Genomic DNA, 18,878 nt, shown 5'->3' with positions numbered 1-18,878 from the left:
GGGGGGGGGGGGCCTTGTCGCCAATCAAGCAGACGCCGGTTCGGTCTCGCACGGCTCCTTTTTCCTCCCAACAAGCCACGCTGGCGCTGGTGTCGAGAGCCCCCTCCCCCTACCCCCCTCCCGCAAGGGGAGGGGGGACTCGTCTGTTGTGCGGGTCGGCAAGCGCATGAAGGCCTATCTGACCCGCAAGCTGGTGGCGCTGCCGCTGATCCTGCTCGGCGTGTCGTTCCTGATCTTCGGCGCGGTGCGGATGCTGCCCGGCGACCCGGCGCGGATCATGGCCGGGCCGCAGGCGACCCAGGACGCGGTCGACGGCATGCGCACGCGGCTCGGCCTCGACCAGCCCTTCCTGCTGCAATACGGGCTGTTCCTGAGCCGCGCCGTGCAGGGCGATTTCGGCGAGTCGATCAAGTCGAAGAAGCCGGTGATCGACGAGGTCGGCGAGCGCTTCCCCTACACCCTGTCGCTGGCCGTGGTCAGCTACGCCGCCGCTATCCTGATCGGGGTGGCCGCGGGGATGCTGGCGGCGGTCTACCGCAACGCCTGGCCCGACCAGGCGGTGATGATCGCCGCGATCGGCGGCGCCTCGGTGGCCAATTTCTGGCTGGCGCTGATGATGATGAACCTGTTCGCGGTGCAGCTGCGCTGGCTGCCGCTGCTCGGCGCCGGCGGCTGGCAGAACTACGTCATGCCCGCCGTCGCCCTCGGCCTCTTGCCCGCAGCGCTGATCGCGCGCATGACCCGGTCGAGCATGCTGGAGGTGATCGGCCAGGACTATATCCGCACCGCCCGCGCCAAGGGCCTGGGGCCGCGGGTGATCTATCGCAAGCACGCGCTGCGCAACGCGCTGATCCCGATCGTCACCATCGTCGGGCTGAACTTCGGCGGCCTCTTGGGCGGTGCGGTGGTCACGGAATCCGTGTTCAACTGGCCCGGCATCGGCCGCCTGCTGGTCGACGCCGTGCGCTATCGCGACTATCCGATCATCCAGGGCGTCACCCTGCTGACCGTAACCTCGGTGGTGGTGGTGAACTTCCTGGCCGACCTGCTGATCGCCGCGATCAACCCCCGCATCCGCTTCGACTAGGACCATGACCAGCCTCGCCGACAGCGACGACCTTCCGGCCGCCCCATCGCGGGCCAAGCGCCTGGGCCGCATCCTGCGCCGGCACCGCAGCCTGACGATCGGCGGTGCCATGGTGCTGCTGCTGGTGCTGGCCGGCCTGCTGGCGCCGCTGCTGGCCACCCACGACCCGACGCAGCAGTCGCTGGCCATGGCCCTGCGCCCGCCGTCGGCCGAGCATTTCTTCGGCACCGACCAGTACGGCCGCGACCTGTATTCCCGCATCGTTTACGGCGCCCGGCTGTCGCTGTTGGAGATCGTGCTGGGCGTCGGCATCGCGCTGGTGGTCGGCATTCCGCTCGGCCTCCTGGCCGGCTATTCCGGCGGCCGGGTCGACCAGGCGATCATCTGGGTGATGGACATCCTGTTCGCCTTCCCGGGGATCGTGCTGTCGATCCTGATCGTCAGCATCCTCGGCACCAGCCTGGTCAACCTGATGATCGGCATCGCCATCTTCTCGATCCCGGTCTATGGCCGGCTGTCGCGCAACCTGGCCCTGGCGCTGAAGCAGGTGGAATACACCGAGGCCGCGCGGGCCCTGGGCGCCGGGCTGTGGCGCATCCTGTTCCAGCACATCCTGCGCAACGCGCTGGGGCCGATCATCGTGCAGGCGACGCTGACCGCCGGCACCGTGGTGCTGACCGCGGCGAGCCTGTCCTTCCTCGGCCTCGGCGCCCAGCCGCCGACGCCGGAATGGGGCGCGATGATGAGCGACGGCCGCAACTTCCTGGGCGTCAACATCTGGCTGTCGCTGTTCCCGGGCCTGGCCATCACCTTCTCGGTGCTGGGCTTCAACCTGTTCGGCGACGGGCTGCGCGACCTGCTCGATCCCCGGCGCTAGAGGAAGGCGACCACCGTCACGACGACCAGCGCCGCGGCCATGACCAGGTTGATGATCCTCGCAATCACCGGGTCGTGCAGCCAACGGGACAGCGAGACGCCGGCCAGCAGCCAGCAGAAGTGGATCAGCACGACCATGCCGCCGAGCACCGCCGTCTTCACCGCAGCGTCGAGGCCGCTGTTCCCGGCGACGACCGTGGTGCCGGCAAACACCGCAGCAATCGCGACATAGGCCTTGGGGTTGGCGATGGCGAGCCCGAACCCGCCGAGAAAGCCGGGCGCGGCCGCCGGCCCGCCCCGGCCGCCGAGCGGCGGGGCCGTTGCGATCTTGAACGCCAGATAGAGGATGTAGGCGGCCGACAGGATGCCCAGCGCGACGGCGCCATGCGGGATCGACGTCACCAGCGCCACCACCCCGGCCGCCACCGCCAGCAGCACCGCGACCGTCCCGGCGATCAGCCCGGCGGCATAGGGCAGCGAGCGGCGGATGCCGAAGGAGGCGCCGACCGCGGTGACGCTGATCGTCGACGGGCCCGGGCTGCCCATGACGACCGACGACGCCAGGAGCAGCGCGGCCAGCGGGCGCCAGAGGCCCGGATCGGAGAGAGATGTGTCCATGCCAAGGACGGTACCGGCCGGCACTGCGCCGGTCTTGCACGCCGGTGCGGTCCATCAGCGCCGGCCAGACAGGCTGCGTCCAGACAGGCTGCGGAAAGTGACCGACCAGCGGGTCGCATCCATCTCCGGGAGGCTGTGCTCCCAGCCGTGCCGGGCCTCGCCGGAGAGGTGGTAGGCCGAGCGCGGCGCCAGCGGCACGGACCGGCGGTCGAAGCCGCCCTCCGGCCGGCGGCGGCGGAAGCGCATGGTCGCCGCAGCGCCGAGCGACACGCCGACAACATGCTCGAACACCGGCCGGTCCTTATGCCAGCCGATGCCGGCGCCGGGGTCGTAGCGGATCAGCAGCGCCTGGGCGAGATCGGACGGCCCCAGCCCGGCGAAGCGGGCGGCCTTCTCCCGCAGCGGCAACAGCCAGTCCGGCATCGGCTCTGCCGGCCGGAAGCTGCCGTCCTCGAAATCATAGCGCCAGCCGAAAGTGGCGGTCAGGCGCCGGCCTTCCCAGCCCTGGTAGCGGAACGGCGACAGCTCCGCGGCATCGACCGCCGCAGCCAGCCACCGCTCCTCCTCCGGCGTGACGATGCCCTCGACGGTCGACAGGCCGGCGAGCGGCGGCGGGCCGAACAGGTCGGGCTGCACGGCGGCGGAACTCCATCGTTGCTCCGGCCATCGATATGGCATCTGCCGGCAGGCCCGACAAAGGCGTCATATGCGATCGCTGCGACGGCTTGCCGCCACCACATCAGGCGAGGCCGTGCATGCTTATGGACCTTCGCACCCGCTCGGCGGGATACTCCGAAGGCACGTTGGACCGGCACAAGGCCCGCCGACCATGAAGCCGATGGACGAGCAGCACTTCGCGATCCTGCGCCGGCACATGGTCGAGGTGATCGCGATCCATGCGGATCTGATGAGCGACGAACTCGGCCGCGCCAAGCTCGACGGGCGGGTGCTGGCGGCGATGGGACGCGTGCCGCGGCACCTCTTCGTCCCGCTGGAGCTCGCGGCCGTCGCCTATCACGACGGGCCGCTGCCGATCGGCTTCGACAAGACGATCTCGCAGCCCTTCATCTGCGCGTTGATGACCGACCTGCTGGCCCCCGAACCGGACGAGGTGGTGCTGGAGGTCGGCACCGGCCTCGGCTACCAGGCCGCGGTGCTGGCGGAGCTCGCGGCCCGGGTCTGGAGCGTCGAGATCGTCGAGGAGCTGGCCGGCGAGGCCGGGCTGCGCCTGCGCCGGCTCGGCGCGTCCAACATCGGCATCCGCATCGGCGACGGCTCCCGCGGCTGGGCCGAGCATGCGCCCTACGACAGGATCATGGTGACGGCCGCCGCCGACAACCCACCGTCGGCGCTCCTGGACCAACTGCGGCCGGGCGGCCGCCTGGTCATGCCGCTAGGCCCCGCCGACGCCCAGATCCTCACGGTCATCGACAAGGACGCGGCGGGGACGCTCTACGCCCGGGAGTTCCTCCCGGTCCGCTTCAGCCGGCTCGAGACAGTGTTGTGATCGCGGCGAGGCGCCAGCCCGTCGCCCCTCTACCCCTCCACCGTGCCGATCACCGCCAGGCAGTCGCCGGCCTTGACCAGCCCCGGGAAATGCCGCGCCGCCAGGATGCCGTCCAGCGCCGCCCGGTACTCCGCCGGCGCCTGGCCGGTGCGGTCGACCGGGTGGATGCGGGCGATCACGTCGCCCTTGCGCACCGGGTCGCCGAGGTCGACGCAGGTCTCGGCCATGCCATCCTGCTCGGCGAAGCGGAAGCAGTCGGCGGACGGCATGTCGAGCCAGCGGCTGGGCGCGCGCTCGACCTCGCCCTGCAGGATGCCGGCGTGGCGCAGCAGGTTGCGCACGCCGCGCCTGGCGATCCCCGCCGTGCGCGCCGTGGCGCTGCCGCCGCCGCCGAGCTCGGTGGTGACAAAGACCTTGCCCGCCGCCTCGGCCGCGGTGTCGTACATGCCGACGGCATCGATCTCCAGCATCCGCATCGACCAGGGGGCAGAGAACGCCTCGACCGCCGCGAAGCACCGCGCCTCCTGCTCCTTGTCGGGCAGGATGTGGGCGGCGGCGAAGGGCACGAAGTCGAGCGTCCGGCCGCCGGAGTGGAAGTCGAGCACGATGTCGGCCAGCGGCAGCAGGTGGCGCTGGAAATAGTCGGCGATCTTCTGCGTCGGCGTGCCGTCCGGCCGGCCCGGGAAGCTGCGATTCAGGTTGCCCTTGTCGATCGGCGAAGTGCGGGTGCCGGCCCGGAAGGCCGGATAGTTCATCGCCGGGACGATGATCACCCGGCCACGAATCTGAGCCGGGTCCAGCGTCCGCGCCAGATCGAACAGGGCGATCGGCCCCTCATATTCGTCGCCGTGATTGGCGCCGGTGAGGAGCGCGGTCGGCCCCTCCCCGTTCCGGATCACGGCGACCGGGATCATCACCGAGCCCCAGGCGGAATCGTCCCGGCTGTAGGGCAGGCGCAGCGTGCCGTGCTGCACCCCGTCGCGGTCGAAATCGACCGAGGGGACGATCGGCGAGGGCGGAAGCTCGGCAACCGTCATGGCTTGACGAAGAGCTGGCGCGGCACGTCGGCCAGGATCTCTACGCCGGTGTCGGTGATGGCGATGCTCTCGGTGATCTCCAGCCCCATCTCCTCCAGCCACAGCCCGGTCATGAAGTGGAAGGTCATGCCGGGCTCCAGCACGGTGCGGTCGCCGGGGCGCAGGCTCATGGTGCGCTCGCCCCAGTCGGGCGGGTAGCTGAGGCCGATCGGGTAGCCGGTGCGGTTGTCCTTGACGATGCCGTACGTCTTCAAGACCGCGAAGAAGGCGTTGGCGATGTCCTCGCAGGTGTTGCCGGGCCGCGCGGCGCTTAAGCCCGCCTCCATCCCCTCCAGCACCGCCTTCTCGGCGTCGAGGAAGGCCTGGGTCGGCTTGCCCAGGAACACCGTGCGCGACAGCGGGCAGTGGTAGCGCTTGTAGCAGCCGGCGATCTCGAAGAAGGTGCCCTCGCCCGACCGCATCGGCTTGTCGTCCCAGGTCAGGTGCGGCGCCGAGGCGTCCGCGCCCGAGGGCAGCAGCGGCACGATCGCCGGATAGTCGCCGCCGAACCCTTCCACGCCGCGGATGCCGGCGTCGTAGATCTCGGCCACCAGGTCGTTCTTGCGCAGGCCGGGCTCGACGGTCTCGACGATCCGCCTATGCATCGCCTCGACGATGCGCGCGGCCTTGCGCATGTAGTCCAGCTCCTGCGGGCTCTTCACCGCGCGCTGCCAGTTCACCAGCGCGGTGGCGTCGGCGAAGCGGGCATTCGGCAGATGGCGCTGCAGCGAGGCGAAGGCGGCGGCCGAGAACCAGTAATTGTCCATCTCGACGCCGATCGACAGCCGGCCCCAGCCGCGCGAGTCGATGATGTCGGCCAGCCGGTCCATCGGGTGCCGCTCGGTCGACTGCACGTAATGGTCCGGATAGCCGATGATGTTGTCATGGGCCAGGTAGGCGGTGCGCTTGGCGCCGTTGGCGTCCTGGCCGCGGCCGTACCAGATCGGCTCACCCTCCGGCGGCACCAGCACGCCCTGATGGACATAGAAGGACCAGCCGTCATAACCGGTCAGCCAAGCCATGTTCGACGGGTCGCTGACCCACAGCAGGTCGATGCCCCGGCGGGCCATGGCGGCACGGGTCTTGGCGAGCCGCGCGGCATATTCCTCGCGGCTGAAGTTGAGCTCTACGGACATGCTGTGCCTCTCAGCTTTCGAAGGATGTGCCGACCCCGGCGGCGGCGACGCGGCCGCGGGCCAGGGTGGCGATGGCGGTGTCCTGGACGCCGGTGCCGGTCAGGTCCGCGACGGTGATGGCGGCGGCGGAGGGACGGCCGGGCGCGGTGCCGGCGATGACGGCGCCGAGCTCGGGGAAGACGGCGTCGGCGGCCACGGTGCCGGCGGCGATGGCATGGTGCAGCTCGCCCAGCCGGCGCGTCTGGGCCAGGCTGTCGGCGACGTAGAGATCCGCCTTAGCGAGGATCGCCGGGTCCAGCTCGTTCTTGTGCTCGGCGTCCGATCCCATGGCGGTGACGTGCTGGCCGGGCGCCAGCCACTCCGCCCGCAGGATCGGCTCGGCCGCCGGGGTGGTGGTGACGATGATGTCGGCGCCGTCGACCGCGGCCTGCGGCGCCGCCTCGGCGTGGACGGCGAGACCCAGCTCGTCCGACAGCCTGGCCGCCAGGGCCTGCGCCCGGTCGGGATCGCGAGCCCAGATCCGGGCCTCGGCGATCGGCCGCACCAGGGTCAGGGCCTTGAGCTGCAGCCGCGCCTGCACCCCGGCGCCGAAGATCGCCGCCACCCGCGACTCCGGGCGCGACAGGTGCTGGGCCGCCACCGCCCCGGCGGCCGCGGTGCGGACATCGGTCAGGTAGCCATTGTCCAGGAACACGGCGTCGACCAGCCCGGTCCTGGCGCTGAACAGCACCATCAGCCCGTTGGTGCTGGGCAGGCCCAGCTTCGGGTTGTCGAAGAAGCCCGGGCTGATCTTGATGGCGAAGCCGTCCAGGCCGGGCACATAGGCGGTCTTGACGTCGACCTCGCCGCGATGCTCCGGAATGTCGAGGCGCAGGATCGGCGGCATCGCCACGGCCTTGGTGGCCAGCGCCAGGAACGCCTGCTCGACGCAGGCGACGGCGTCGCGGTCGAGCGGGACGGCGCGGCGCAGCTCCGCCTCCGTCACGATGGTCATGCGGGGCACGGTGTCTCCTCCCAGGCGCCGCTGACGATCTTGCGGTGCAGCGCCATGTCGATGTTGCGGCCGGACAGCACCAGGACGGTCGGGCCGGATACGGCGAGCTTGCCGGCCAAGAGGGCGCCGATGCCGACCGCGCCGCCGCCCTCGACGATCTCCTGCTCCGCCGCATAGGCGTGGTCGATCGCAGCGGCGATCTCGGCCTCGGTCAGCAGCACGGCCTCGTCCAGCAGGTCGCGGGCCAAAGCGAAGCTGTGGCGGTTGTCCAGGCCGATGCCGCCGCCGAGCGAATCCGCCAGGGTCGGCAGCTCCTCGACCGCGACCGGGCGGCCGGCGGCGAGGCTGTCGCGCATCGCCGGGCCGCGCGCCATCGACACGCCGACCATCCGGGCCTGCGGCCGCAGCGCCTTGACCGCGGCGGCGATGCCACCGAACAGGCCGCCGCCGGACAGCGGCACCACCACCTGCGCCACCTCGGGCAGGTCGGCGACGATCTCGAGACCGATCGTGCCCTGGCCGGCGATCACGTCGGGATGGTCGAAGGGTGGGATGGCGGTGAAGCCCTCCTCCGCCACCAGCCGGTCGACCTCACCTTGAGCGTCGTCCTGGGACCGGCCGACGATGCGGATCTCGGCCCCGAGCGCGCGGATCGCGGCGACCTTGTTCTCCGGCACCAGGGCGGACATGCAGACGACGCAGCGCAGGCCCTGGCGGGCGGCGGCATGGGCCAGGCCGCGGCCGTGATTGCCGGTCGAGGCCGCGGCGATGCCGGTCTTCCGCGCCTCGGGCGGCAGCGACAGCACGGCGTTGGTGGCGCCGCGCAGCTTGAAGCTGCCGGTGGTCTGCCGGGTCTCCAGCTTGAGGAACACCGGCGCCCCGGCGCGCTCGGACAGCGAGGCAGAGCGGACCAGCGGCGTCCGCACCACCTCCCCGGCGATACGGTGGGCGGCTCCGCGGATGGTGTCGAGAGTGACGGCGTGGGTCATCGGCCTGGGCCTTTAAAGCGCAGGCACTCCCTTTTTTGTCCCCCCTCCCCTTGCGGGAGGGGGGCTGGGGAAGGGGTCTGCGCGCGTCCGCGCGCGAGTGCGATGGGTATAGACCTTGGCGTTCCGACGGGCCGTGGCTGGTTCCGGCGGAGGGCCCCCCCTCCCCCTACCCCCCTCCCGCAGGGGGAGGGGGGACCCAGATAGGATGCACTGGTCATCATCGCCCTGCCCCCGCCAACCCCATCAGCCGACCGAGATCCGGCCGGGGGCGGTCGTCGCCGCACAGGCGCAGCGCCATCCAGGCGGTGGCGAGGTTGCTGGTCACCACCGGCTTGCCGATCCGGCGCTCGATCTCCGCCACCACCCCGGCGGCGCGCAGGGCGGTGCAGGAGATGAACAGCGCCTCCGCGTCCGGCGCCATTGCCGCCTCGGCCGCCGCCACGATCGAGTCCGGGCTGATCCGCGCCATTTGCCGGTCGTCGTCGAGGCCGAGGCAAGTGAAGCGGGCGATGTCGTAGCCATGGCCGGCGAAGTAGTCGGCCATCGGCCGGCTGGTCTCGACCGTGTAGGGGGTCAGCACCGCGATCCGGCGGGCGCCCAGCGCCTCCAGCCCCCGGCGCGCGGCCAGCGGCGGCGTCACCACGGTGATGCCCGGCTTGGCCTCGCGGATCGCCTCCTCGACCGAATCGTCGCCCATCACCACCGAGGCCGAGGTGCAGGAGTAGCAGACCAGGTCCAGCGTCTCCTCCGGCAGGATCAGCCCGGCGCCCTCGCTGAGGCGCGGCTGCATCCGGCGGAGGTTCTCCGGCGTGGTCGGGTTGGCATAGGCGATGCGGGCGACATAGACGCCGATCCGGTCGCTCGCCACCATCCGGCGGAAATCCGGCTCGGTGGTGTGGTCGGTCGCCAGGATGACGAGGCCGACCCGCTTCGGCAGCGGACGGTCGTCGAAGCCGAGCGGCAGGGTGGACCGTTCGATCTCGGGCATGGTCGGCTCCGGCTCAGCGCAGCGGCCGGAAGCGGCGCTCCAGGAAGCGGAGGCCGACCACGGCGATCAGGCTGATGACGAGGAAGAAGGCGCCGACGAGCGTCATCGGCTCCAGGTAGCGGTAGTTGAAGTTGGCGACGCTGCGGGCCTGGTTCATCAGCTCCAGGACCGTGATGGCGGAGAGCAGCGGCGTCTCCTTGAACATGGCGATGAAGTAGTTGGCCAGCGCCGGGATCATCGGCGGGATCGCCTGCGGCAGGATCACATGGCGCCAGCTCTGCCCCGCCGTCAGGTTGCAGGCCTTCGCCGCCTCCCACTGGCCGCGCGGGGTGTTGTCGATGCCGGCGCGGTACACCTCGGCGGTGTAGGTGGCGTAGTGCAGGCCGAGGCCGATCACCCCGGCGGTCAGCGGCGACAGCGTCAGGCCGAGATCCGGCATGATGTAGAACAGGAAGTACAACTGCACGAGCAGTGGCGTGCCGCGGATGAACTCGATCAGGAAGCCGACGGTGCGGGCCAGCCAGCGGCGGCGGGTCCGGCGCAGCAAAGCGAGGCCGAGGCCCAGCACCACCGCCAGGGCGTAGCCGAGGATGGTGGCCAGGATGGTGATCTTCACGCCCTCGATCAGGGTCGGGAGGATCTCGGCGACGAAGGCCCAGTCCCAATCCATGGCTCAGCTCCGCACGCCGTCGAGGCCGCGGGCCAGGCGGCGCTCCAGCGCCCGCACCCCGACCGAGATCAGCATCGCCAGCGCGAAATAGATCACCAGGATGGTGAGGAAGGGGAAGGCGGTGCTGCCGGTCTGGGCCCGCACGATCTGGGCCTGGAAGGTCAGGTCGGTCAGCGAGATCAGCGACACCACGGCGGTGGCCTTCAACAGCTCGATGGCGTTGTTGCCGAAGGTCGGCAGCATCAGCACGAAGGCCTGGGGCAGGATGACGTGCCACAGGCTCTGCCGCCGGGTCAGGTTGAGGGCGACGCAGGCCTCGCGCTGCTCGCGCCCGATCGACTGCACGGCGCCGCGCACCACCTCCGCCCCATAGGCCCCGACATTGAGGCCGAGGGCCAGCACGCCGGCCTGCAGCGGGCTCATCTCGAACCCGGCCAGCGGCAGCACGAAATAGACCCAGAACAGCTGCACGAAGATCGAGGTGCCGCGGAAGAACTCGACATAGGTCGTGGCCAGCGCCCGGACAGCAAAGTTCGACGACAGCCGTCCCAGCCCGGCCAGGAAGGCAACCACCAGCGCCAGGGCGCAGCCCAGCACGGTCAGCTCGATGGTCACCCAGGCGCCCTGCAGGATCAGCCCGAGATAGCCTTCCCACTGGTTCATGCGGCGGCTCGTCGTGGCGGAGTCATCGTGCGGATATCATTCCATTTCTGACCGTCATCCCCGCGAAAGCGGGGATCTCGCGACCGAACGATCGGACAGAGGTTCCCGCTTTCGCGGGAATGACGGACAAGGGTGGTCAGTTCGGGCCGCCGCACATCGCGTCGCGGTTGGTCTCGAGCGCGGCCTTGGCCGAGAAGCCGTAGGACTCGACGATCTTGGCGAACTCGCCGGACTGCTTCAGCGCCGCCAGCTCCTTGTCGAAGGCGTCGCGCAGCGCCGTGTCCTGCTTGCGGAAGGCGGCGCCGTCGCAATAGACCGGCGCGTTCTTCACCGGCCCGACCATCTCGATGTTCGGGTCGCTGGCCTTCTTCAGCAGGTCCTGGATCGACAGGATCGGCAGCGAATAGACGTCGATGCGGCCGTCCTGCAGCATCTTGATGCCGCTCTGCCCGTCCGGCACCACGATCACCCGCTCACGCGGCACCCCGGCCTCCAGTGCCAGCCGTTCCTCGGTGCCGCCGCCCGGCGCGCCGATCTTGGCGTCCGCATTGGCGGCGATGTCGGCGTAGCTCTGGAAGTTCGACGGGTTGCCCTTCTTCACCGCGAAGGCCTCGCCGTCGCACAGGATCGGCTGGGAATAGGCCACGGCGCGGCAGCGCTCCGGCTTCATGAACAGGCCGGCGGTGACCGCGTCGAAGCGGCGCGCCTGCAGGCCGGGGATCATGGCGCCGTATTCCGAGATCGAGGCGACGACGTCGGCCACGCCCATGCGCTTGAACACCTCGCGCGCCACGTCCGGCCCGGCGCCGGAGACCTTGCCGTCCGCTGCCACCGCGGTGAAGGGCGGCTCGTTGGCGATGGCGATGCGGGCGAAGCCCTGCTCCTTCAGATTGTCCAGCGTGTCGGCCGCGGCCGGCTGCGCCAGGGCCACGGCCGACGCGGCGGCCAGGACCAGACGCGCGCAAAATCCTTTGTTCATTTCTGCCTCTCCTGTTCTCTCGTTTGCGGTGCTGCCCCGGCGAGGATCAGATCCGTTGGCCGGCGGCGATGATCTTCTTGAGGAAGGTCTGGGTCCGCTCCTCGCGCGGGTGCCGGAAGATCTCGTCCGGCGGCCCCTCCTCGACGATCCGGCCGCGGTCGAAGAACAGGACCCGGTCGGCGAAGTCGTGGGCGAAGCTCATCTCGTGGGTGACCAGCAGCATGGTCATGTCGGTCTCGGCGGCCAGGCGGCGCATGACGTTCAGCACCTCCTCGACCAGCTCGGGGTCGAGCGCCGAGGTGACCTCGTCGAACAGCATGATCTTCGGCTTCAGCGCCAAAGCGCGGGCGATCGCCACGCGCTGCTTCTGGCCGCCGGACAGCTGCGCCGGCATCGCCTTGGCCTTCTCCGCCATGCCGACCAGCTCGAGCAGTTCCATCGCCCGGGCCTCGGCGGTCTTGCGGTCGACGCCGTTGGTCAGGATCGGCGCCAGGGTCACGTTGTCCAGCACGCATTTGTGCGGGAACAGGTTGAACAGCTGGAACACCATGCCGATCTTGGCGCGCATCCTGTGCAGGTGGCGCTCATCGGCCGCCACCAGCCCGCCGTTCCGCTGCATGTGGAACAGCGGCTCGCCCTCGATGCGGATCAGGCCGCCGTTGATCTCCTCCAGCGTCATCAGGATGCGCAGGATGGTGGTCTTGCCCGAGCCGGACGGCCCGATCAGAGCCAGCTTCTCGCCCGGCTTCACGGTGAAATTCAGGTCGTTGAGGACGGTCAGCGGCCCGAAGCGCTTGGTCACGCCCTCGACGCTGATGCACGGGTCGGATGCGGAGTTCGCCAAGTCGCTCTCCCTGTTGCGGCGACGGGCCTCTGTTGCCGCCAACGATGGAAGGGAGACAAAATCATGTCAAATGGAAAAACAAATCAGTACAATTTGACCCGACGTGATGATTTCTTAGGCGGCGGCTTGCCGATTCCTACATCGCCAGCAGCACCGGTTCCGGCTCGCCCTGCAGCAGGTTGACGACGATCTTCAGCCCGTCGCGCAGCTGCTCGGGTGTGGTCGAGCCGACCGAGATGCGCACCGCCGGCTGCCGGTCCATGCCGCCCTCGATGGCAAAAGAAGCGCCGGGCGCGATCGCCACGCCCTGCAGCCGGGCATGCGACACGAACTCCTCCTCCGACCGCCCTTCGCCCAGCGGCAGCCAGACATGCAGCCCCTCCGGATGGGCCTTGTGCGGGATGCCGGCCAGGAGCTCGGCGGCGATCGCCTGGCGGCCGCGAATCGCCTCGACCTGCCAGCGCACCAGCTCCGCCGCCGTGCCGTTCTCGACCCAGCGGGCGGCCAGCTCGGCGATCAGCCCAGTGGCCATCCAGCTGGTCACCAGGCTGCGGTTGGCAACCGACGGGCACAGCCGGTCCGGCACCACCAGATAGCCGGCGCGCAGCCCCGGCATCACGCATTTGGTGAAGGTGGTGACGTAGAGCGTGCGCTCCGGCGCCAGGGCGGCCAGCGGCGGCAGCCGCTCGCTCAAGAGCGGCGCCAGCACGTCGTTCTCGATGATCTGCAGCCCGTGGCGGCGCGCGACCTCGACGATCTCGGCCCGCCGCGCCTCGCCCATCAGGCTGGCGGTGGCGTTGATCGGGTTCGGCATCACGAACAGGGCGCGGACATCGCCCTCGCTGCAGGCCTCGTCCAGCGCCTCCGGGATCACGCCCTCGGCGTCGATCGCCACGCCGCGCAGCCGCAGGCCGAGATAGGCGGCCAACGGCACCAGCGTGTGGTGGCCGACCGCCTCGGTCACCACGGTCGACCCGGGCGGGGCCGCGGCCATCAAGGCGATGGTCATGCCTGAGGTGGCGCCGTTGGTCAGGTGGATGGTGGCGGGCGTGGCCTCGACCCCGCAATGCTCGCGCAGCCAGGCCTGCGCCACCCGGCGGTGGCGGGCGAACAGGGTGTTCGGGCGGAAGGACAGCACGGCGGAATGCGGCAGGTCGTCCGCCAGGGCGTGCAGCGCCGCCTTCATCGCGTCGATGTGGCGGGTCTCGCACACCACCGGCTTCAGGATCGACAGGTCGATGACCTCGCTCAGCCGCTCGGGAATGTACGGCGGGACGGGCTCGCGCTGCGGCGGGCGGATGAAGGTGCCGCGCCCGGTCTCGCCGGAGATCAGGCCGCGGCGGATCAGCTCCTCATAGGCGCGGCTGACGGTCTGCACCGACAGGTCCAGCGTCTCGGCCATGTGCCGGTGGGTCGCCAGCCGCTCCCCCGGCTGCAGCCGCCCGTCCGAGATCGCCCGCGCGATCTGGTCGGCCAGGGAGAGATAGGCGGGCCGCCGCAGGGCGGCGGCGTCGGGCTGCCACATTGTCATGATTAGACTGTGATCCAAGATCAGTTCAATTGACAACCCGATTTGCACACCGGCATGGTTTCGGCCATGTCCTCCGTCAAGCTCGACCCGATCGACCTGCGCATCCTGGCCGAGATCCAGCGCGACGGGCGCATCACCAAGCTAGCCCTGGCCGAGAAGGTCGGGCTGTCGCCGACGCCGTGCTGGACCCGGCTGCACCGGTTGCAGCGCGAGGGCGTGATCTCCGGCTACCATGCCCGGCTGGCGCTGCGCCGGATCGCGCCCTTCGCCATGGTGTTCGTCGAGATCACGCTGGGCGCCCACCGCCAGGCCGATTTCGACCGGTTCGAGCGGGCGGTGAAAGCGGTGCCTGAGGTGGTGGCCTGCTGGTCGCTGGGCGGCGGCATCGACTATCTGCTGAAGGTGGTGGCGCGCGACATCGACGGCTATCAGCGGCTGATCGACCGTTTGCTGCAGGAGGAGATCGGCATCGACCGCTACTTCACCTACATCGTCACCCGCACAGTGAAGGACGACGTGACGGTGCCGGTGGAGGTACTGGCGGGGGCTGACGGGACATAGGCGAGAGAGACTCTCTCGGCGCCCCTTCGCCCGGAGAGACTTGGTCTCCCCGCATCCCCGCAAACAGCCTCCTTCTCCCCTGCCCTGCCCCTACCCTGGCGGCCTCGCCCTTGACGGAGGCTCAGCCAATGACCGCCCTCGCCACCCGGCCCAGCCAGCACGACGCGCTGGGCCGCCTGACCGATCGCCGGCTGCTGCGCGAGCTGGCCTATGTTGACGGCCGCTGGACCGCCGCCGCCAATGGCGCGGTGTTCGAGGTCGCCGACCCCGCCACCGGCGTCACCGTCGCCCGGGTGGCGCGGCTGGGCGCGGCCGAGGCCGACCGCGCCATCGCCGCCGCCGAGGCCGCCTTCCCGGCCTGGCGGGCGCTGCTGCCGCAGGAGCGGGCGGCGAAGCTGCGCAACTGGTTCGACCGGATCCTGGCGGCCAAGGAGGACCTGGCCCTGCTGATGACGCTGGAGCAGGGCAAGCCGCTGGCGGAATCGCGCGGCGAGATCGATTACGGCGCCGGCTTCGTCGAATGGTTCGCCGAGGAGGCCAAGCGCCTCAACGTCGAATCCGTCACCAGCCACCTGCCCGGCGCCGAGATGATGGTGCGGCGCGAACCGCTGGGCGTCGTCGGCGTCGCCACGCCCTGGAACTTCCCCTGCGCCATGCTGACCCGCAAGGCCGCGGCCGCCCTGGCCGCCGGCTGCACCGTGGTGGCGCACCCGTCGTCGCAGACCCCGCTGTCGGCCCTGGCCCTGGCCGAGCTGGCGGAGCGTGCCGGCATCCCGGCCGGGGTGCTGAACATCGTCACGGGCGACCCGGAGCCGATCGTCGGCCGGATCTGCGCCGACAAGCGGGTGCGGGCGGTCAGCTTCACCGGGTCGACCGGGATCGGCCGGCTGATCGCCGAGCGCTGCGCCCCGACGATCAAGCGGCTGCAGTTGGAGCTGGGCGGCCACGCGCCCCTGATCGTCTTCGCCGATGCCGATCTCGACCGCGCCGTGTCGATCGCGATCGACGCCAAATTCGCCACCTCGGGCCAGGACTGCCTGGCCGCCAACCGGATCTATGTCGAGCGGCCGGTCTATGCCGCCTTCTGCAACGCCTTTGCCAGGCGGGTGGCGGCGCTCAAAGTCGGAAACGGCCTCGACGCCGGGACCGAGATCGGGCCGCTGATGCATAGCCGCGCCGTGGCCAAGGCGGCGGAGCATGTCCAGGACGCCGTGGCCCGCGGCGCCCGCTGCCTGGCCGGCGGCGACGTCCACGCCGCCGGGCCGCTGTTCTTCGCCCCGACCGTGCTGGCCGACGTGCCGGACGATGCCGCGATCATGCGCGAGGAGACCTTCGCCCCGGTCGCCGCCGTCACCGCCTTCGATGCCGAGGACGAGGTGATCGCCCGCGCCAACGACACCGAATACGGGCTGGTGGCCTATGTCGTCACCCGCGACGGCGCCCGCATGCTGCGGCTGGGCCGCGCCCTGGACTACGGCATGGTCGCGGTCAACCGGGTGAAGATCACCGGCGCCCCGATCCCGTTCGGCGGCGCCAAGCAGTCCGGCCTCGGCCGCGAAGGCTCGCGCCACGGCATCGAGGCCTTCACCGAGCTCAAATACCTCTGCCTCGACGCGGCCTGATACCGACGAGTCCATGAAAAGATCGTCATTGCGAGCGCAGCGAAGCAATCCAGGGCCGTTTGGCGTGGCCCCTGGATTGCTTCGTCGGCTTCGCCTCCTCGTAATGACGGTTTTGGTGGGCTCGACGACATAAACGCTGCCCCTTCGTACAAGGAGACCTCCGATGGCCCTTCGCGGCAACGAACTCGACGCCTGGGATCGCGACCACTTCTTCCATCCCTCGACCCATATGGCGGCCCATGCGCGCGGCGAGACGCCGAACCGGATCATCACCGGCGGCGAGGGCGTCTACATCACCGACCGCGACGGCAAGCGCAGCCTGGACGCCTTCGCCGGCCTGTACTGCGTCAATGTCGGCTACGGACGGCGCGAGATCGCCGACGCGATCGCCGCCCAGGCGCATGAGCTGGCCTATTACCACGCCTATGTCGGGCACGGCAGCGAGCCGTCGATCCGCCTGGCCAAGATGATCATCGACCGGGCGCCGGCCGGCATGTCGCGGGTGTTCTTCGGCCTCGGCGGCTCCGACGCCAACGAGACCAACGTCAAGCTGGTCTGGTACATCAACAACGTCCTGGGCCGGCCCGAGAAGAAGAAGATCATCTCGCGCTGGCGCGGCTATCACGGCTCCGGCCTGATGACCGGCAGCCTCACCGGGCTCGAGCTGTTCCACAAGGCCTTCGACCTGCCGCTGGCCCAGGTGCTGCACACCGACGCGCCCTACTATTACCGCCGCGAGGACCGGTCGCTGAGCGAGGAGCAGTTCGCCCAAGCCTGCGCCGACCGGCTGGAGGAGCTGATCCTGGCCGAGGGGCCGGAGACGGTGGCCGCCTTCATCGGCGAGCCGATCCTGGGCACCGGCGGGCTGGTGCCACCGCCGGCCGGCTATTGGGAGAAGATCCAGGCGGTCCTCACCAAATACGACGTGCTGCTGATCGCCGACGAGGTGATCACCGGCTTCGGCCGGCTGGGGTCGATGTTCGGATCGGACCACTACGGCATCCGGCCGGACCTGATCACCATCGCCAAGGGCCTGACCTCGGCCTATGCGCCGCTGTCCGGCGTGATCGTGTCGGAGAAGGTGTGGAAGATCCTGGAGGAGGGGTCCGACGCGCTCGGCGCCATCGGCCATGGCTGGACCTATTCCTCGCACCCGCTGTGCACCGCCGCGGCGATCGCCAATCTGGAGCTGGTCGACAGCCTGGGGCTGGTCGAGAACGCGAAGCTGACCGGCGCCTATTTCAAGCAGGCGCTGACCGACGCCCTGGCCGGCCACCGCATCGTCGGCGAGGTGCGCGGCGAGGGCCTTGCGGCAGCGGTCGAGTTCGTGGCCGACAAGGACGACCGGGTGTATTTCGACCCGGCGCTGAAGGTCGGCCCGCGGATCTATGCGGCGACGCTGGCCCGCGGCGTGATCACCCGAGCGCTGCCGCAGGGCGACATCCTGGGCTTCGCCCCGCCGCTGTGCCTGGCCCGCGACGAGGCCGACATCGTGGTCAAGGCCGTGGCCGGCGCGGTCGAGTCGGTGGCGAGGGAGCTGTGAGCGACGTCATGATTGCCGAAACCATCCCCGCCACCATGCGCGCCGTGGTCCTGACCGGCCATGGCGGGCCCGACAAGCTGGTCCATCGCGACGACGTGCCGGTGCCGAAGCCGGCCGCGGGCGAGGTGCTGATCGAGGTCGCCGCCTGCGGCATGAACAACACCGATGTCTGGGTCCGCGAAGGCGCCTACGGCACCGAGGCGGATCCGGAGGCGGTGTCGAGCTGGCGCGGCCGCGGCGACCGGTCGACCCTGACCTTTCCGCGCATCCAGGGCACCGACACGGTCGGCCGCATCGTCGCGGTCGGCGCGAGCGTGCCGGAAGCGCGGATCGGCGAACGGGTGATGGTCGATTTCAGCCTCTACAACCGCGACGACGACAGCCTGGCCGACATCGACTACATGGGCCATGGCCGCGACGGCGGCTATGCCGAGTACATGGCGCTGCCGGCCGACCACGCCCATCGCGTCGACACGCCGATGAGCGATGTCGAGCTGGCCACCTTCTGCTGCGCCTACCTGACCGGCGAGCACATGCTGGATCGCTCCCGGGTGGCGGCGGGCGAGCGCGTGCTGGTCACAGGCGCCTCAGGCGGCGTCGGCTCCGGCATCGTCCAGCTGTGCCGCGCCCGCGGCGCCATCCCCTATGCCGTGGTCGGCCGCGGCAAGGAGGAGGCGGTGCTGGCGATCGGCGCCGAGGCGGTGGTCACCCGCGATGCCGGCGACCTGGTCTCGGCGGTCGAACGCGCGACCAAGGGGCGGCCGATCGACGTCGTCGCCGATCTGGTCGGCGGGGCGATGTTCAACGACCTGCTGCGCATCCTGCGGCCGGAGGGGCGCTACACCACCGCCGGCGCCATCGCCGGGCCGGTGGTGCAGCTGGACCTCCGGACGATGTATCTGAAGCACCTGGAGCTGCACGGCTCGTCCCAGGGCACCCGCGGCGCCTTCCGGCGGCTGGTGCGCTACATCGAGGAGGGCAAGCTGAAGCCGCTGGTCGGCGGGGTCTACCGCCTGTCCGACTTCCACCGCGCCCAGGCCGACTTCATGGCCAAGGGCTTCGTCGGCAAGCTGGTGGTGGTGCCTGACTCCAAGTGGGCGGGTGATCGTTAAGGCCGCTCTCAAACGCCGGCCAAAACCAGACAAGTCCCCCCTCCCCTTGCGGGAGGGGGCAGGGGGGAGGGGTGTGGGGGGG

The 18,878-nt window shown here is 70.4% G+C and carries 19 protein-coding genes; 7 read left to right on the top strand and 12 right to left on the bottom strand.

The window, feature by feature from the left end:
* The first annotated feature begins 166 nt into the window (after positions 1-166).
* Complete coding sequence (locus AAHM41_RS30670; RefSeq protein ID WP_342240427.1) at positions 167-1,087, top strand: ABC transporter permease; 921 nt, start codon at positions 167-169, stop codon at positions 1,085-1,087.
* A gap of 4 nt (positions 1,088-1,091) precedes the next feature.
* Positions 1,092-1,964: an ABC transporter permease gene (locus AAHM41_RS30665; RefSeq protein WP_342240426.1), complete on the top strand. Its 873-nt coding sequence runs from the start codon at positions 1,092-1,094 to the stop codon at positions 1,962-1,964.
* Here the strand turns inward: AAHM41_RS30665 and AAHM41_RS30660 are convergent.
* Positions 1,961-2,581, bottom strand: a complete 621-nt coding sequence (locus tag AAHM41_RS30660) for a LysE family translocator (RefSeq protein ID WP_342240425.1) — start codon at positions 2,579-2,581, stop codon at positions 1,961-1,963. The genes AAHM41_RS30665 and AAHM41_RS30660 overlap by 4 nt on opposite strands.
* Positions 2,582-2,635: 54 nt before the next feature.
* Positions 2,636-3,217 carry an alpha-ketoglutarate-dependent dioxygenase AlkB gene (locus AAHM41_RS30655; RefSeq protein ID WP_342240424.1) on the bottom strand — a complete coding sequence of 194 codons (582 nt, stop codon included), beginning with the start codon at positions 3,215-3,217 and terminating at the stop codon, positions 2,636-2,638.
* 193 nt (positions 3,218-3,410) lie between these two features.
* Here AAHM41_RS30655 and AAHM41_RS30650 point away from each other — a divergent pair, with 193 nt between their 5' ends.
* Positions 3,411-4,088, top strand: a complete 678-nt coding sequence (locus AAHM41_RS30650; protein WP_342240423.1) for a protein-L-isoaspartate(D-aspartate) O-methyltransferase — start codon at positions 3,411-3,413, stop codon at positions 4,086-4,088.
* A gap of 29 nt (positions 4,089-4,117) precedes the next feature.
* Here the strand turns inward: AAHM41_RS30650 and doeB are convergent, their stop codons facing one another.
* From doeB to ehuR, 10 genes are all read right to left on the bottom strand, one after another.
* A complete protein-coding gene (gene doeB / locus AAHM41_RS30645; protein ID WP_342240422.1) occupies positions 4,118-5,125 on the bottom strand; it encodes a N(2)-acetyl-L-2,4-diaminobutanoate deacetylase DoeB in 1,008 nt (335 codons plus the stop codon).
* A complete protein-coding gene (gene doeA, locus AAHM41_RS30640) occupies positions 5,122-6,300 on the bottom strand; it encodes an ectoine hydrolase DoeA (RefSeq protein WP_342240421.1) in 1,179 nt (392 codons plus the stop codon). The genes doeB and doeA overlap by 4 nt, the downstream gene beginning before the upstream one ends.
* A 10-nt stretch (positions 6,301-6,310) precedes the next feature.
* Complete coding sequence (gene eutC, locus AAHM41_RS30635) at positions 6,311-7,294, bottom strand: ectoine utilization protein EutC (RefSeq protein ID WP_342240420.1); 984 nt, start codon at positions 7,292-7,294, stop codon at positions 6,311-6,313.
* Positions 7,291-8,283, bottom strand: a complete 993-nt coding sequence (eutB, locus tag AAHM41_RS30630) for a hydroxyectoine utilization dehydratase EutB (RefSeq protein WP_342240419.1) — start codon at positions 8,281-8,283, stop codon at positions 7,291-7,293. Before eutB ends, eutC begins: the two co-directional genes overlap by 4 nt.
* Before the next feature lie 217 nt (positions 8,284-8,500).
* Positions 8,501-9,271 carry an ectoine utilization protein EutA gene (eutA, locus tag AAHM41_RS30625; RefSeq protein WP_342240418.1) on the bottom strand — a complete coding sequence of 257 codons (771 nt, stop codon included), beginning with the start codon at positions 9,269-9,271 and terminating at the stop codon, positions 8,501-8,503.
* A 13-nt stretch (positions 9,272-9,284) separates the two neighbouring features.
* Positions 9,285-9,941 (bottom strand): ectoine/hydroxyectoine ABC transporter permease subunit EhuD, encoded by a 657-nt coding sequence (gene ehuD / locus AAHM41_RS30620; RefSeq protein WP_342240417.1) that lies wholly within the window; start codon positions 9,939-9,941, stop codon positions 9,285-9,287.
* A 3-nt stretch (positions 9,942-9,944) separates the two neighbouring features.
* Positions 9,945-10,604: an ectoine/hydroxyectoine ABC transporter permease subunit EhuC gene (gene ehuC, locus AAHM41_RS30615; protein ID WP_342240416.1), complete on the bottom strand. Its 660-nt coding sequence runs from the start codon at positions 10,602-10,604 to the stop codon at positions 9,945-9,947.
* A 136-nt stretch (positions 10,605-10,740) separates the two neighbouring features.
* Positions 10,741-11,583, bottom strand: coding sequence for an ectoine/hydroxyectoine ABC transporter substrate-binding protein EhuB (gene ehuB / locus AAHM41_RS30610; protein ID WP_342240415.1), 843 nt, complete (start codon positions 11,581-11,583; stop codon positions 10,741-10,743).
* Positions 11,584-11,629: 46 nt separating this feature from the next.
* Entirely contained in the window at positions 11,630-12,427 is a 798-nt protein-coding gene (ehuA, locus tag AAHM41_RS30605; RefSeq protein WP_342240414.1) for an ectoine/hydroxyectoine ABC transporter ATP-binding protein EhuA, read from the bottom strand.
* Positions 12,428-12,563: 136 nt separating this feature from the next.
* On the bottom strand, positions 12,564-13,958 hold the full coding sequence (gene ehuR / locus AAHM41_RS30600) for a MocR-like ectoine utilization transcription factor EhuR (protein ID WP_342240413.1): 1,395 nt from the start codon (positions 13,956-13,958) through the stop codon (positions 12,564-12,566).
* Positions 13,959-14,024: 66 nt separating this feature from the next.
* Between ehuR and AAHM41_RS30595 the strand changes: the two genes are divergently transcribed.
* The 4 genes from AAHM41_RS30595 to AAHM41_RS30580 all read left to right on the top strand — a co-directional run bounded on the left by AAHM41_RS30595 (position 14,025) and on the right by AAHM41_RS30580 (position 18,796).
* The gene (locus AAHM41_RS30595; RefSeq protein ID WP_342240412.1) at positions 14,025-14,519 is read left to right on the top strand and encodes an Lrp/AsnC family transcriptional regulator; all 495 of its coding nucleotides are present in this window, start codon (positions 14,025-14,027) and stop codon (positions 14,517-14,519) included.
* Positions 14,520-14,647: 128 nt separating this feature from the next.
* Positions 14,648-16,141, top strand: coding sequence for an NAD-dependent succinate-semialdehyde dehydrogenase (locus tag AAHM41_RS30590; protein ID WP_342240411.1), 1,494 nt, complete (start codon positions 14,648-14,650; stop codon positions 16,139-16,141).
* Between the two features lie 163 nt (positions 16,142-16,304).
* Complete coding sequence (locus tag AAHM41_RS30585) at positions 16,305-17,684, top strand: aspartate aminotransferase family protein (protein WP_342240410.1); 1,380 nt, start codon at positions 16,305-16,307, stop codon at positions 17,682-17,684.
* The gene (locus tag AAHM41_RS30580; RefSeq protein WP_342240409.1) at positions 17,681-18,796 is read left to right on the top strand and encodes an alcohol dehydrogenase family protein; all 1,116 of its coding nucleotides are present in this window, start codon (positions 17,681-17,683) and stop codon (positions 18,794-18,796) included. The genes AAHM41_RS30585 and AAHM41_RS30580 overlap by 4 nt, the downstream gene beginning before the upstream one ends.
* The last annotated feature ends 82 nt before the right edge of the window (positions 18,797-18,878 follow it).

The sequence above is a fragment of the Inquilinus sp. OTU3971 genome, from assembly GCF_038440215.1.
This window is presented reverse-complemented; position numbering and strand designations above follow the sequence as displayed.